At 51.4% G+C, this 14,504-nt stretch carries 12 protein-coding genes and 1 tRNA gene; 6 read left to right on the top strand and 7 right to left on the bottom strand.

Features of this window, described 5'->3' with window-relative positions; genetic code table 11:
* The first annotated feature begins 23 nt into the window (after nucleotides 1-23).
* Nucleotides 24-566 carry a YgjV family protein gene (locus DDT52_RS19550; RefSeq protein ID WP_109053962.1) on the top strand — a complete coding sequence of 181 codons (543 nt, stop codon included), beginning with the start codon at nucleotides 24-26 and terminating at the stop codon, nucleotides 564-566.
* Nucleotides 567-683: 117 nt separating this feature from the next.
* On the opposite strand, the gene sstT is transcribed toward DDT52_RS19550, so the two are convergent.
* From sstT to DDT52_RS19535, 3 genes are all read right to left on the bottom strand, one after another.
* Nucleotides 684-1,931, bottom strand: coding sequence for a serine/threonine transporter SstT (gene sstT, locus DDT52_RS19545; protein WP_136157834.1), 1,248 nt, complete (start codon nucleotides 1,929-1,931; stop codon nucleotides 684-686).
* A gap of 364 nt (nucleotides 1,932-2,295) precedes the next feature.
* Complete coding sequence (locus tag DDT52_RS19540; protein WP_136157833.1) at nucleotides 2,296-3,249, bottom strand: TerC family protein; 954 nt, start codon at nucleotides 3,247-3,249, stop codon at nucleotides 2,296-2,298.
* A gap of 261 nt (nucleotides 3,250-3,510) precedes the next feature.
* Nucleotides 3,511-4,503: a Gfo/Idh/MocA family protein gene (locus DDT52_RS19535; protein WP_136157832.1), complete on the bottom strand. Its 993-nt coding sequence runs from the start codon at nucleotides 4,501-4,503 to the stop codon at nucleotides 3,511-3,513.
* A gap of 180 nt (nucleotides 4,504-4,683) precedes the next feature.
* Between DDT52_RS19535 and rlmG the strand changes: the two genes are divergently transcribed.
* Entirely contained in the window at nucleotides 4,684-5,823 is a 1,140-nt protein-coding gene (rlmG, locus tag DDT52_RS19530) for a 23S rRNA (guanine(1835)-N(2))-methyltransferase RlmG (protein ID WP_136157831.1), read from the top strand.
* A gap of 1 nt (nucleotide 5,824) precedes the next feature.
* Here rlmG and DDT52_RS19525 read toward each other — a convergent pair whose 3' ends face one another.
* Complete coding sequence (locus DDT52_RS19525; protein ID WP_136157830.1) at nucleotides 5,825-7,828, bottom strand: NADPH-dependent 2,4-dienoyl-CoA reductase; 2,004 nt, start codon at nucleotides 7,826-7,828, stop codon at nucleotides 5,825-5,827.
* Nucleotides 7,829-8,051: 223 nt separating this feature from the next.
* On the opposite strand from DDT52_RS19525, the gene DDT52_RS19520 reads away from it, so the two are divergent.
* From DDT52_RS19520 to copM, 3 genes are all read left to right on the top strand, one after another.
* A complete protein-coding gene (locus tag DDT52_RS19520; protein ID WP_136157829.1) occupies nucleotides 8,052-8,348 on the top strand; it encodes a hypothetical protein in 297 nt (98 codons plus the stop codon).
* A 223-nt stretch (nucleotides 8,349-8,571) separates the two neighbouring features.
* A complete protein-coding gene (gene spy, locus DDT52_RS19515; protein ID WP_136157861.1) occupies nucleotides 8,572-9,069 on the top strand; it encodes an ATP-independent periplasmic protein-refolding chaperone Spy in 498 nt (165 codons plus the stop codon).
* A gap of 243 nt (nucleotides 9,070-9,312) precedes the next feature.
* A complete protein-coding gene (gene copM / locus DDT52_RS19510) occupies nucleotides 9,313-9,675 on the top strand; it encodes a CopM family metallochaperone (protein WP_136157828.1) in 363 nt (120 codons plus the stop codon).
* Between the two features lie 193 nt (nucleotides 9,676-9,868).
* Here the strand turns inward: copM and DDT52_RS19505 are convergent.
* Nucleotides 9,869-9,944 (bottom strand) — tRNA-Ile (locus DDT52_RS19505).
* Nucleotides 9,945-10,087: 143 nt separating this feature from the next.
* Here DDT52_RS19505 and mug point away from each other — a divergent pair.
* Nucleotides 10,088-10,591, top strand: coding sequence for a G/U mismatch-specific DNA glycosylase (gene mug / locus DDT52_RS19500; RefSeq protein ID WP_136157827.1), 504 nt, complete (start codon nucleotides 10,088-10,090; stop codon nucleotides 10,589-10,591).
* Nucleotides 10,592-10,699: 108 nt separating this feature from the next.
* Here mug and rpoD read toward each other — a convergent pair whose 3' ends face one another.
* Both rpoD and dnaG read right to left on the bottom strand, forming a co-directional pair.
* Nucleotides 10,700-12,535, bottom strand: coding sequence for an RNA polymerase sigma factor RpoD (gene rpoD, locus DDT52_RS19495; protein ID WP_136157826.1), 1,836 nt, complete (start codon nucleotides 12,533-12,535; stop codon nucleotides 10,700-10,702).
* Nucleotides 12,536-12,695: 160 nt separating this feature from the next.
* Nucleotides 12,696-14,450, bottom strand: coding sequence for a DNA primase (gene dnaG / locus DDT52_RS19490; RefSeq protein WP_136157825.1), 1,755 nt, complete (start codon nucleotides 14,448-14,450; stop codon nucleotides 12,696-12,698).
* Between the last annotated feature and the right edge of the window lie 54 nt (nucleotides 14,451-14,504).

Raw genomic sequence — 14,504 nt, 5'->3', positions numbered from 1 at the left:
TAATTTTTTCAGAGGCAGGGATCATGACATCTTATTGGTTTGCCCAGTCTGTAGGCGTGTTTGCCTTTCTGGTCGGCATCACCATGTTTTTTAATCGTGACGATAAGAAATTCAAACTACAGCTTTCGGCTTACAGCGCCGTTATCGGGTTACACTTTTTTCTGATGGGCGCGAATGCGGCGGGAGCCAGTGCGGTACTCAATTCGGCCCGTACACTGATCTCGCTAAAGACGCATAACATTGCCGTGATGTTTGTGTTCATTGCCCTGACGCTGGTGTTTGGCCTCTCCAACCTGAAACATGCCATGGAACTGTTGCCAATCTTGGGTACGGTCGCCAGTACCTGGGCGTTGTTCCGTACTTCCGGTTTAACCACGCGCTGCGTCATGTGGTGCGCAACCGCCTGTTGGGTTGTGCACAATATCTGGCTGGGCTCGATAGGTGGGTCACTGATTGAAGGTAGTTTCCTGCTGATGAATGGTTTTAACATCATCCGTTTCCGGCGGATGCTGAAACGCGGTATCGATCCGTTCAAGATTGAGAAGAAAGAAACTGGAAAAGTTTGATAGTCTGTGGAGCAAAAAACGTTTTTGTCCTTCCCGTAAGGAAGCCTCTCCTCTCAGGACCGGTTAAAGCAGGTCCCTGCCTAAGCAGGGACGACAGAATGCAGGCGCTACGATCGGTTACAGTATATTCAGCCGCTCTTTTTCCGCCAGTTTGGCGTCTTCAGCTTCACAAACCGCCGCAATAAAGATCACGTCCGTTGAGGAGTTTACCGCGGTTTCAGCAGAATCCTGCAACACACCGATGATGAAGCCAACGGCAACAACCTGCATGGCGATATCGTTTGAAATACCAAACATACTGCATGCCAGGGGGATAAGCAGCAGTGAGCCGCCCGCCACACCAGAAGCGCCGCAGGCGCAGATTGAAGCAACCACACTCAGCAGCAGGGCTGTCAGTAAATCCACATGGATACCCAGCGTGTTGGCTGCTGCCATCGTCAGCACGGTAATGGTGATGGCCGCGCCGGCCATGTTGATGGTCGCGCCCAGCGGAATGGCGACGGAGTATGTATCCTCATCCAGATTCAACTTACGGCACAGTTCCATATTCACCGGAATATTGGCGGCGGAACTGCGGGTAAAGAAGGCGGTAACGCCACTTTCCCGCAGGCAACGGAGTACCAGCGGATAAGGGTTGTTGCGCGTCTTCCAGTACACAATCAATGGATTAACCCCTAGCGCAACCAACAGCATGCCGCCGATTAACACCATCAACAGATGCGCATAGCCCCACAGTACGCCGAACCCGGTTTCTGCCAGCGTTGAAGAGACCAGACCAAAGATACCCAGCGGCGCGAAGCGAATCACGATGCGGACAATGAAAGTAACGGCGTTGGAAGCATCGGTAATCATACTTTTGGTACTTTGGGAACCATGGCGGAAAGCGATCCCCAGTCCAATCGCCCAGACCAGAATGCCAATATAGTTTGCATTAAGCAGGGCATGAATCGGGTTGGCGATAGTGCTCATCAAGAGGCCTTTGAGCACTTCGACAATCCCTGATGGCGGCGTGATATCCGCCGCCTGTGCATTGAGCGCCAACGTCGAAGGGAAGAGGGTGCTGAGCACCACGGCAACCAGCGCGGCTGAGAGGGTTCCGATCAGATAAAGCACCAGTATCGGGCGAATATTGGTTTTTTGGCCTTGCTGGTGGTTGGCGATGGATGCCATTACCAACATCAGCACCAGCACGGGAGCAACGGCCTTCAGGGCGCCAACGAACAGCGAGCCTAACAATCCTGCTGCGATAGCGGCCTGTGTGGAAACCGACGCCAAAATAATCCCGGCAATGAGCCCCAGAAGAATTTGTTGAACCAGACTACCTTGAGTTATGTACTGCAAAAAACGTGACTTATTCTTTTCCATAGTTTTGACGGTGTGACCGTTTCCGCTGAGTAGTTGTGTTTTACGGATGCATAACCTCTGGTGTCAATGAGCACTGGGTTTTGTTCTATTACCCGTCATACTTCAAGTCGCATGTGCGCTGGCTTGGTTGCCCGGCCCCGCCGGGGCCAACGCTTTGCGTTGTTCAAAACGACAACGTTTTATCCTGCAACTCGAATTATTCAGGGTATGTTCCGTAACGAGATGTGTTTGCGCGTATCAGTATATGAAAATTTGATAGCTGGAAAAGAGCAGATCCTGTTTTTTATGCCTCAAAGCGGAATTTATTAATGCATCAGTCTCTCCATACCGCATGGATTTGGCTCGGAGAGACCGAAAAGACGAATTATTGTGCAGTGCGGCGGTTGACCCAAACGTTAATCAACAGGGTGAGGGTCAAAATTCCGGCGACCACGCCGAGCGAAACGGCAGTTGGAATGTGGAAGAGATCAATCAACAGCATTTTGGTTCCGATGAAGACCAGAATCACGGCCAGTCCGTATTTCAGCAGCGAGAAACGTTCGGCTACGCCAGCCAGCAGGAAATACATGGCGCGCAATCCCAGGATCGCAAACAGGTTGGAAGTTAAAACAATAAAGGGATCGGTTGTTACCGCAAAAATGGCCGGGATACTGTCGACGGCAAAAATCACATCGCTGATTTCCACCAGGATCAGCACCAGGAAAAGCGGCGTCGCGTACCAGAGTCCGTTACGACGAATAAAAAACCTGTCGTTTTCGATAGTGTCGGTCAGGCGCAGATGCCCGCGCAGCCAACGAACCACGGGCTTGTCGCCAATCGCGTTGCCATCCTCGCTGGCGAGCGCCATCTTGATACCGGTAAACAGCAGGAAAGCCCCGAAGACATACAACAGCCACTGGAATTGGGTGACCAGCCAACTGCCGCCGAACACCATCAGCGTTCTCAGCACGATGGCGCCCAGCACGCCATAAATCAGCACGCGTCGCTGATATTGCGGCGGAATGGAGAAATAGCTGAAGAGCATCAGCCAGACAAAGACGTTATCGACGGCCAGCGCTTTCTCAATCAGATAACCGGTCAGGAAGGCCAGAGACTGGGCGTTGGCGATCTCGCGTCCCATCGTTCCATCCAGATGCCACCAGAAGCCCGCATTGAACAGCAAAGAGAGCGCCACCCAAACAAGGGACCACGCGGCCGCCTGTTTGAATGTCATCACCGTAGACCCTTTTTTACCCTGATAGAGTAGGTCGATGAGCAGCATAACGATAACAATGACAGCAAAGCTGCCCCATAACCACGGCGTGCCAATGGTGTGCATAGCGATATCCTTTAATGAAAACAAAAACGGCCAACATCGGAAGACGCTGGCCGCTTTATCATCAAGCTGCAAATGAACCTCGCCTTCCGGCAAGGTCTCACTTACAACAGTAATGAAGTCGTTTCATTAAGTTGCCCGGTAACCGGGTGCGTTAGGCACCGTAATGACGATTAACCGGCAGGAAAGTTACTCCCCTTTGCTCGACAAACAATAGGTGAAAACTTGATCCGGGTCAAATAATTATCCCCATGCCTTTTATGTCTAACTTTCCGGCGTCGCGGTATCGGCAGGAAAAATCACCCCGGTTTGTCGACGGATTTCGGTTAATAACCCCGCCACTGCGCGTGAACGGGCGAGTTCCGCATGGTTCAGATGATTGGCTGCCACTCGTGCGGCAAAGTTTTCCGCTTCATACAGCATGCTGTTGATGTGCTGTGGCTGGCTGAGGTCAAGCGGTTTTCCATCACGGGGAATGAACATAATCCGCTGGCATTCCGACAATTTCTCGATAACCAATGAGCCATCCTCGCCCTGAATTTCACTGGCAATGGCAGAGTTGCTGACTTTCGAGTGAACAATGGTTACGTCAAAATCACCGTAATTCAAGATGATACTGCCATGCGCATCCACGCCGCTGTCCAACAAGGTGGCGCTGGCCTGAACCGTACCGGGTTCTCCCCACAGTGCGACGGCAAAAGACAGACAGTAATAGCCAATGTCCATAACGGAGCCATTGGAGAACGTCGGGTTAAAGGTATTCGGGTTCTCGCCTGCCAGATATTTCGGATAGCGTGAAGAGTACTGGCAGTAGTTCAGCAGAACTTTGCGCAACCTGCCTACTTTCGGCAGCGCCTGCTGTACCACACCGAAATTCGGCAGGCTGGCGGTCTTGAATGCCTCGAACAGCACCACCTGATTTTCTCTGGCACTGGCGATCATCTGTTCCGCTTCATATCGGTTGGAAGCCAGCGGCTTTTCACAGATAACGTGTTTGCCATGGCTCAGAAAGAGCAGTGATTGTTCACAATGCAGTGAATTGGGGCTGGCGATGTAAACGGCGTCGATCAGATCGGATTCAGCCATTTCCTCCAGCGAGCCGAATAGCGCGTCAACCAGATAGTCTGCCTGATATTGTTGCGATTTCTCCGGGGTTCGTGAGTAGATTGCCGTCAGCTTCATTTTACCGGTTTCATGGGCGGCATCGACAAACTGACGTGTGATCCAACTTGTTCCTATAATAGCAAAGCGAATCATAAGCGTTTGGTATCCTGCTGACATCCGTGCGGAGTATCAGATTACCATGGTGAAATAACAAGACAATGTTACTGTTAATACCGCGACGGCGTGCATTTTTCCGGCAAATCGAGAAAAGCATTTACTGGCGTGCGGTTTTAAGGGATAAACAGCGCAAATTTTATGACTCAGGAGAGGCGAATGAGCCAACTCGAACTGGAAACGCGTAGTCTGACCCTGGTGCGTTATCCTCAAGTGGCGGATAACTCGGCGCTACAGGCGTGGGAAGCGGCAGATGAATTCTTGCTGCGCGAGCTTTCTGCGATGGAAATCGCCCCTGGGCCACGCCTGATTTTTAACGATGCTTTTGGTGCGCTGGCCTGTGGTTTACAGGCGCAATCGCCCGTCAGCATCAGTGATTCTTACCTGAGTCAACTGGCGACGCGGCACAATCTGGCGTTGAACGATTTTGAAGAAGATTCGGTAGAGCTGTTGAATAGTCTGGATTTGTTACCTGCCGCACCGGCGCTGGTGGTGATCAAAATTCCAAAAACCATGGCGCTGTTAGAACATCAGCTGCGTATGCTGCGCAAGGTGGTTACCCGGCAAACGCGGATCATCGCCGGGGCAAAAGCCCGCGATATCCATACGTCGACATTACAGCTGTTCGAACGCATTCTGGGGCCAACCAAAACCTCGCTGGCCTGGAAAAAGGCGCGTTTGATTCACTGTGAATTCGCTGAGCCAAACGTCAGTGAGCAATCACCAACTTATATTTGGGATTTGGAAGAATACGGATACCGTATCCATAACTATGCGAATGTCTTTTCGCGCAGTGGTTTGGATATCGGCGCGCGTTTTTTCATACAACATCTGCCACAGCAGTTGCAAGGCAAAATTGTTGATTTAGGCTGCGGCAATGGCGTTATCGGGCTGGCGGCTTTGTCGGCCAATCCCGATGCGTTTGTCAGCTTTTTTGATGAATCCTATATGGCGGTTGCGTCCAGCAAAATGAATGTTGAGGTTAACTGTCCGCAAGACAACGATCGTTGCGGTTTTGCCGTTAATCACGGGTTGGCCGGCGTGGGGCGCGATACGTTACAGGCTGTGCTGTGTAATCCCCCATTTCATCAACAGCAGGCGGTAACAGACCAAATAGCCTGGCAGATGTTTCTTGATGCGCGTCGTTGTCTCCAGGTCGGGGGGGAATTACGCATTGTGGGTAATCGTCATCTGGATTATTTCCATAAGCTGAAACGCCTGTTTGGCAACGGCGAGGTGATCGCCAGCAACGCCAAGTTTGTGGTACTACGGGCGGTGAAAACGGCGGCGTCCCGTTAAATCATATCGTCAATGCCAGCCGGGTGGCCTGTTCGATCGCCCGGCGCGCATCCAGTTCCTGGGCGATGTCGGCACCGCCAATCAGATGAACCCGGCGGCCCGCGTCTTGTAGCGGTTGGTACAGGTCGCGACAGGGTTCCTGACCTGCACAGATAATGACGTTGTCTACGGGCAGGCACGTTGCGATCTGTTGGTGCACAATGTGCAGTCCCTCATCGTCAATGCGTTCATAACTCACGCCGCCGAGCAGGGTGACGCCATGCCGGAGCAAATTGGCCCGATGGATCCAACCTGTGGTTTTTCCCAGATTTTCTCCTGGCTTACCGGCTTTGCGCTGTAATAACGTAATGTCTCTGGGCCCGCCGGGCGCCTGCGGTTTATGGCTCAACAGACCGCCTCGTTGTTCAAGTCGGCGATCGATCCCCCATTCTTCGTAAAAATCGGCATGTTTTGGCTGACTGAGGTAGTGCGCGGTATCGAATCCAATGCCGCCGGCACCGATAATGGCAATTCGCTGCCCGACCGGTTTCTTATCCCGCAATACGTCCAGATAAGTTAATACCTTCGGATGTTCGATGCCCTCAATCACCGGAGTACGCGGCACAATGCCGCAGGCAAGGATCACGTCATCGAAATCCGTCAGGTCCGCCGCCGTCGCCCGTATACCCAATCGCACCGTAACGTCATGCAATGATAACTGGCGGTGGTAATAACGCAGCGTTTCATTAAATTCGTCTTTACCGGGGATCTGGCGGGCAATGTTGAATTGTCCGCCGATCTGTTCCGCCGATTCAAATAGCGTGACCTGATGACCGCGTCCGGCCGCGTTAACGGCAAACGCCATGCCCGCAGGGCCAGCGCCGACCACGGCAAGTCGTTTTATGGTTTTCACCGGAGTAACAGGCATGACGGTTTCATGGCAGGCCCGCGGATTCACCAGACAGGAGGTCAACTTGCCGACAAAAATCTGATCCAGACAGGCCTGATTACAGCCGATGCAGGTATTGATTTCATCAGCCCGACCCTCAGCCGCTTTTTGCAACAGGGCCGCGTCAGCCAGAAATGGACGCGCCATCGAAATCATATCGGCACAGCCTTCGGCCAGTAGCTGTTCCGCGATCGCAGGATCGTTGATACGGTTGGTGGCGATTAACGGGACGCCCACTTTTCCCATCAGCTGTTTGGTTACCCAGCCAAAAGCGCCGCGCGGCACCAGCGTGGCGATGGTCGGAATACGGGCTTCATGCCAGCCGATACCGGTATTGATGAGCGTTGCCCCAGCCTGTTCTATGGCCCGGGCGAGTTGTTCAATTTCCTGCCAGCTCGATCCTCCCTCAACCAGATCAAGCATGGAAAGGCGATAAATGATGATGAACTCGCGCCCCGTCACGTTCCTGACCGCCCGGACAATCTCCAGTGCAAAGCGGCTACGGCGCTGAAAATCACCTCCCCATGCGTCATCCCGATGATTGGTTCGGGCGGTGAGAAACTGATTAATCAGGTAACCTTCCGAACCCATGATCTCCGCCCCATCATAGCCTGCCTGCTGTGCCAGAAAGGCGCAGTGTGCAAAATCGTCAATCGTCTGCTTTATCTCGGCGGGAGTCATCGCCAGCGGCATAAACGGATTGATGGGGGCCTGTAGCGCAGAGGGGGCTACCGGGTCAGGCTGGTAGCTATAGCGTCCGGCATGAAGGATTTGTAAAGCGATCTTGCCACCGGCTGCGTGAACCGCCTGTGTTACCGCACGATGGTGGGGTAACTGCGATGCGTTGTGCAACGTGGCGCCGCCTTTTACAACCGCTCCTTTGGCGTTAGGCGCAATCCCCCCTGTTACGATCAGGCTTACGCCGCCAGAGACTCTTTCACGATAGAACGCCGCCAGTCTTTTTGTTCCGTCGGGATGCTCTTCCAGACCCGTATGCATGGAACCCATCACCACCCGGTTTTTTAATGTGGTGAACCCCAGATCGAGTGGTGAAAACAGATGAGGGTAGGCAGTCATTGCAATCTCCGGCAGGTAATAAGCGCAACTGGTCTGATGAGTTATTGCAATAAATCTAGCGGTAATTGGCTAAGTTGTGAAATTTTTGTTTTATTATTGTGATAAATATCATTCCGAACGGTGTGGAAAAAGGCGGGTGTGCAGATAAGGATTCATCAGATTGTTTGTTGTCAGGGGCATGTGTCATTATAATTCGCCCGATAATCAAGCGAAGGTACCTTTCATGTGGCTCGAAGTGTTGGAAACGCAGCTGGAAGAAGCATTGCAGGCGCTGGAGATAAGCGTTCAACAGCAGCAATACCAGTGGCAGCGTGACTGCCAACGGTTGCAGCAGCAACTGTTGTTGGCGAAGCAGCGTGAAGCGCAGCTTTCCTCACAGATTGAGCAACTGCTGACGCGACTGAACGCGATGGATAGCTCACCGGAACGTAATCCGCTGCTACAGAAAGTAAAAATTATCAGCGCCCATCTCGATGCTTTGGCCAGGGATGCCTCCGAGTTCAGTCGTTCGCTTCCATAACTGGCGGCGCGGTTGATGTGAAGTCAGTCATAATCGATCTAACGCAATTCTCCTTCTTCCTTACACAATTCCAGCGTACTCTCCACAATTGATGCAAATGTGAAGTTATTACTTGCAGAGATTTACCCTTGCTCTAATTAACTGAAACTGTCAGGCCTATACTTCACCTCGATAGCGCGACAACCGTCGCCAACTAAGTTAAACCTGAGTGAGGGATATAATGATGCGTAAATTAGCAGCGATGCTGGTAGCTTCTTCTCTGGCGTTGAGCGCGGTGGGTATTGCCCATGCGAATGAAGCACCTAAAGGCCCGATGCCAGAATCCAGAATGATGAAAGACGGAAGGGCACATCATGGCATGGAGATGATGTTCAACGGACTGAATCTGACCGATGCGCAGAAACAGCAGATTAAAGAAATCAAAGATGCGTCTCGCGAAAATATGCGTAAAACCATGCAGGATGAACGCCGTGAAATGCATAGCCTGATCACATCCGATACCTTTGATGCGACAAAAGCACAGGCGCAATTGGATAAAGCGGATGCAACGCGTAAAGCCAGGATCCTGAACGCCCTGGAAACGCAGAATAAGATTTATAACATTCTGACGCCTGAGCAGAAGAAACAATACAGCGAGAATTTTGAAAAACGGCTGACTCAACCTCAACAGCCGAGACATGCTGGCAGGACCGCGCCCGCACCCGCACCTGCCCAGCAGTAATTCTCTATAGCTTAATGAACGTTTAAGACCGCCGGATTTCTCCATTGCTTGGCACTGTTTTGCGATGGAGAGAGGTTCGGCGGTTTTTTATTTTTGGGAAACCATGCGAGCGTATGTTCTGTCGCCGCGCTGGCCTACCGGCGATTCAGATTCGCCGGCGCGGCTCTGCCCGATTTTTACCCATTGCTTGACCTTCCTCTCACTGGAACGTCTATCCTTAGAAGGAATGAATGAGGGGGGGCGATGAAAAAAGTGAATCTGTTAATTATGGCGGCCTTATTGGCGCCGTTCTGTACTTTTGCTGCGGATAGTGCCCACCGCGGGCATGGTTCTGAAGATAAAACGGAATCATCCCAGCAGGCTTATATGAAAGGGATGGATGAGATGCATGCCCGGATGATGGAAGGTATGCAGTCCAGCGATCCTGATATTGCTTTTGCCAAAGGCATGATTGCTCACCATCAAGGGGCGATTGACATGGCAAGGACAGAGCTAAAATACGGCAAAGATCCCGAGTTACGTCAGCTGGCGGAAGAGATAATCAAAGCTCAGCAGCCAGAAATCGATCAGATGCAGGCCTGGCTGAAAAAGCATGAAAAGCCATAATCATGCGTAATTTATGCGCATCGTTTCCGGGGGCAAGGTATGGATGGGCATCGGTAACATCGCACCGGGATACGGCCATTGATGACGATTCAGGGAGGTTATCAATATCCCCGGACGATCGGGATATTTTGATGGCGTGAATAGCTCAGAAAAAACAAAGGAGCCACGCGGTTAACGTAACTCCTTGAAATTCTGGTGGCCCCTGTTGGGTTTGAACCAACGACCAATCGATTATGAGTCGACTGCTCTAACCACTGAGCTAAGGGGCCTGACGGGCGACGATTATACGGTAATGAGCGGGGGAAGGTCTATAGCTGTTCGGCCGGATGGCTGTTTTCTATGCAGGATAGCTTATTGTTATTACTGTCAGATTTTGCGATAACAGCGGAAAACATGACGTAAAAGGGGACGTATGATCACGGATATTCTGGCAACCAACCTTCAGGTCGTTTTCTGCGGCATCAATCCGGGATTATCGACCGCTCATCACGGTTATCATTTTGCCAATCCCAATAACCGATTCTGGAAAGTGATCCATCAGGCCGGATTCACCGAGCGTTTACTCGCACCTGAAGAAGAACGGCATCTGCTGGATACCGGATGCGGTATCACCATGCTGGTTGAACGCCCGACGGTAGAGGCAACGGAACTGGCGAAAGATGAGTTGCTGCGGGGCGGTGAGGACGTTATTGAAAAAATGACCCGCTATCAGCCACGCGCGCTGGCCATTTTGGGCAAGCAGGCATTCAGTCTGGCATTCGGTATTAAAAAGGTAGCGTGGGGGTGTCAGACGTTGACGATTGGCGATACTCAGGTCTGGGTCCTTCCCAATCCCAGTGGATTGAATCGTGCAACACTGGCGTCGCTGGTATCGTCTTACCGGGCGCTTTATCAGGCACTGCATGAAAACCGATAAAAAACGCCGCTTGCGAGAGTCCGTAAAGATCGCAACGGGAATATGACGGTAAAAAAATAGCCCCGGCAGAAGCCGGGGCTATTTGAGTACGTTATTGACGGCGATTAATTAATCGTCCAGGAAGCTGCGCAGCACTTCGGAACGGCTTGGGTGACGCAGTTTACGTAACGCTTTTGCTTCGATCTGACGAATACGTTCACGTGTTACATCGAACTGTTTACCCACTTCTTCCAGCGTGTGGTCGGTATTCATATCAATACCAAAACGCATACGCAGTACTTTCGCTTCACGCGCGGTCAGACCCGCCAATACGTCGTGCGTTGCGGAACGCAGGCTTTCCGAGGTTGCGGAATCCAGCGGCAACTCCAGCGTCGTATCTTCGATAAAGTCGCCCAGATGTGAATCTTCATCATCACCAATCGGGGTTTCCATCGAAATCGGTTCTTTCGCGATCTTCAGCACTTTACGGATCTTGTCTTCCGGCATCAGCATGCGTTCGGCCAGTTCTTCCGGCGTTGGTTCACGCCCCATCTCCTGTAGCATCTGGCGCGAAATACGGTTGAGTTTGTTGATAGTCTCAATCATATGCACCGGAATACGGATGGTGCGTGCCTGGTCGGCGATAGAACGCGTAATGGCCTGACGAATCCACCAGGTCGCATATGTCGAAAATTTATAACCACGGCGGTATTCAAATTTATCTACCGCTTTCATCAGGCCGATGTTCCCTTCCTGAATCAGGTCAAGGAACTGCAAGCCGCGGTTGGTGTATTTCTTGGCGATGGAAATGACCAGACGCAAGTTTGCTTCAACCATCTCTTTCTTCGCGCGGCGAGCTTTCGCTTCACCAATCGACATACGGCGGTTGATGTCTTTGACCTGCTCAATGGTCAAGCCGGTTTCTTCTTCAATCTGATGCAGTTTCTGTAGGCTGCGCTTAACGTCTTCTTCTACGTCATGCAGCTTATCCGACCAGGGTTTCGCCATGGCGATCGCGGCGGCGAACCAGCTTTCGTTGGTTTCATTACCGGAGAACAGCGTGACGAAGTTTTTCTTCGGCATTTTGCAATGTTCAACGCACAGCTTCATGATCAGACGTTCCTGAGTACGTACGCGATCCATCATGGAACGCATGCTGTTAACCAGGAAATCAAACTGTTTAGGGACTAAACGGAACTGTTTGAAGACTTCAGAAAGATTCAGAATCTCTTGCGCTGCTTTTGCATGACTACGACCATGCATTTTGATGACCTGACGAGTCGTTTCATATTGCTGACGCAATTCGGTAAATTTCTCACGGGCCAGTTCAGGATCGATGCTGTTGTCGTCTTCGGTATCGTCGTCTTCTTCCTCTTCATCGTCATCGTCCCTTTCTTCACTCGAAAGCTCAGAACCGACGTGCGTCGCGGTAGGGGCAATATCTTCTTCCGCGTTCGGATCGACAAAACCGGTGATCAGGTCGGACAGACGGCTTTCACCCGCCTCGACACGATCGTATTGTTCCAGCAGATAGGTAATTGCTTCTGGATATTCTGCAACAGAACACTGAACCTGATTGATACCATCTTCAATACGCTTGGCGATATCGATCTCGCCCTCGCGCGTCAGCAGTTCAACGGTACCCATTTCACGCATGTACATACGTACCGGATCGGTTGTGCGGCCGATTTCCGATTCAACGCTGGATAACACTTGAGCAGCAGCCTCTGCCGCATCTTCATCTGCGTCATTGGTATTTTCTGCCAGCAACAGATCATCCGCATCCGGCGCTTCTTCCATCACCTGGATGCCCATGTCATTAATCATCTGGATGATGTCTTCGATCTGGTCGGAGTCGATGATATCTTCCGGCAGATGGTCATTGACCTCAGCATAGGTCAGGTAGCCTTGCTCCTTACCACGGGTGACAAGTAGCTTTAGCTGTGACTGCGGGTTTTGCTCCATAAGACGGTATCCACACTTCAGAGTATTTGGGTTGGTGTCGGTCGGCGTAGTTCGTTCGCCAACAATAGCATTAGGGGTATTTTTTCTTATCGCCGCAGCCCCTGTAGCGGCTCTTCGCAGAGTTCGACTCTACTAGTTATCGGCAATTAAGCCTCGGTAATCAGTTTTTTCTGGTTAAAGCCAGTTGCAACGACCAAAGTTCTTTTTTTTCTTTGGCGTTAAGCCCATGCGTTCTCTCACGGGCAATCAATGTTTCCTGACGCTGCTTCAGCAGTTGATCGTAGAGTTCCGTCAGGCTTATTCTGAACTTGTCGTCCAGTTCATCCTCTTCGATCATATGGTTCCAGGAAGCCATGGTTTCAAGCTGCTTCCGGTATTTACTGTCTCTGTATTTCTCAAGCAGCAATCCCATGCTCATGCCGGGGCTCGCGTTACAGGTTTTCACTAAATCCTGAAACAGAGACAAACCTGCTACCTTGTTTTCTTCAATGCCCTCCAGTGCAAGCTCAGGCACTTCCACAGAAAGTCTGGGATTCTGTACTAAAAGTCCTATAAGTATACGCATAGTTGTGACTTTTAGCTGTGGCGGCTGATAGGGCTGAGCCTGTTCTGCCACTTTTGGCAACAACCTGTCCAACTGGTTGTCATCCAGAATCCCGAGTTTGTTGCCAAGCTGCTGGCGCAAATATAGACGCTGCGTCTCTCCAGGGACCTGACCAATCAAGGGCAGTACCAGCGTGCTGAGTTTGGTTCGTCCATCAGGCGAACTCATATCTACCTGCTGCTGTAATGTCTCAAAAAGAAACTGCGACAGCGGCAGTGCCTGCTCCATCCGCTGCTCAAAAGCGGCCTGGCCTTCTTTGCGAACCAGCGTATCGGGATCTTCACCGTCTGGCAGGAACATAAAGCGTAGCTGACGACCATCATTCAAATAGGGTAGCGCGGTTTCCAGCGCACGCCAGGCGGCTTCCCGTCCGGCGCGATCTCCGTCATAGCAACAGACGACCTGGTCTGTGGCACGAAATAGTAACTGAATGTGATCGGCCGTGGTGGATGTCCCCAATGAAGCAACCGCATAATCAATACCAAACTGTGCCAGAGCAACGACATCCATATACCCTTCAACCACGAGTAAGCGTTTGAGTTCAGGATGATTTTTCTGTGCTTCATAAAGCCCATAGAGCTGACGGCCTTTATGAAAAATTTCTGTTTCAGGTGAGTTCAGATATTTGGGCGTGCCATCGCCTAATACCCGGCCTCCAAATGCAATAACCCGTCCGCGTTTATCGCGGATAGGAAACATGACACGCTCGCGAAAACGGTCGTAGGTGCGGCCCTGATCGTTAGTCACCAACATGCCTGCATCGTTCAATGTACTGCGATCGTCGCTGTTGCGGCCGAAACGTTTTAATGCGTTGTCCCAACCGGCTGGCGCAAAGCCAATCGCGAAATGACGAATCACTTCGGCGCTTAATCCCCTCTGTTGCAGGTACTGCAACGCAGGGGTACCAACGGATTGACTCAGTGTTTGTTGATAGAACGCACTCAATTGTTCCATCAAGGCATATAAACTCTGTCGCTGGTGACGTTCAAGCTGGGTTGGGCCAGTACCGGTTTCATACGGCACCTCAAGACCATGCATGGTGGCCAATTCTTCAATGCTTTCGACGAATTCGAGACGATCGTAATTCATTAAAAAATCGACGGCATTACCATGTGCGCCACAGCCAAAGCAGTGGTAGAACTGTTTCTCACCGTTGACGGTGAATGACGGGGTTTTTTCGTGGTGAAACGGACAGCACGCATGATAGTTTTTGCCCTGCTTTTTCAGTTTGACGCGCGCGTCGATGAGATCGACGATGTCGGTGCGAGCCAGCAGATCATTAATAAATACGCGTGGAATTCGTCCAGCCATAAGCCCCTGTTTTTTAACTTATAAACGATAGCTTATAAACGACAACAAGCCGCG

The sequence above is a fragment of the Brenneria roseae subsp. roseae genome (genome assembly GCF_003115845.1).
GTDB lineage: Bacteria > Pseudomonadota > Gammaproteobacteria > Enterobacterales > Enterobacteriaceae > Brenneria > Brenneria roseae.
This window is presented reverse-complemented; position numbering and strand designations above follow the sequence as displayed.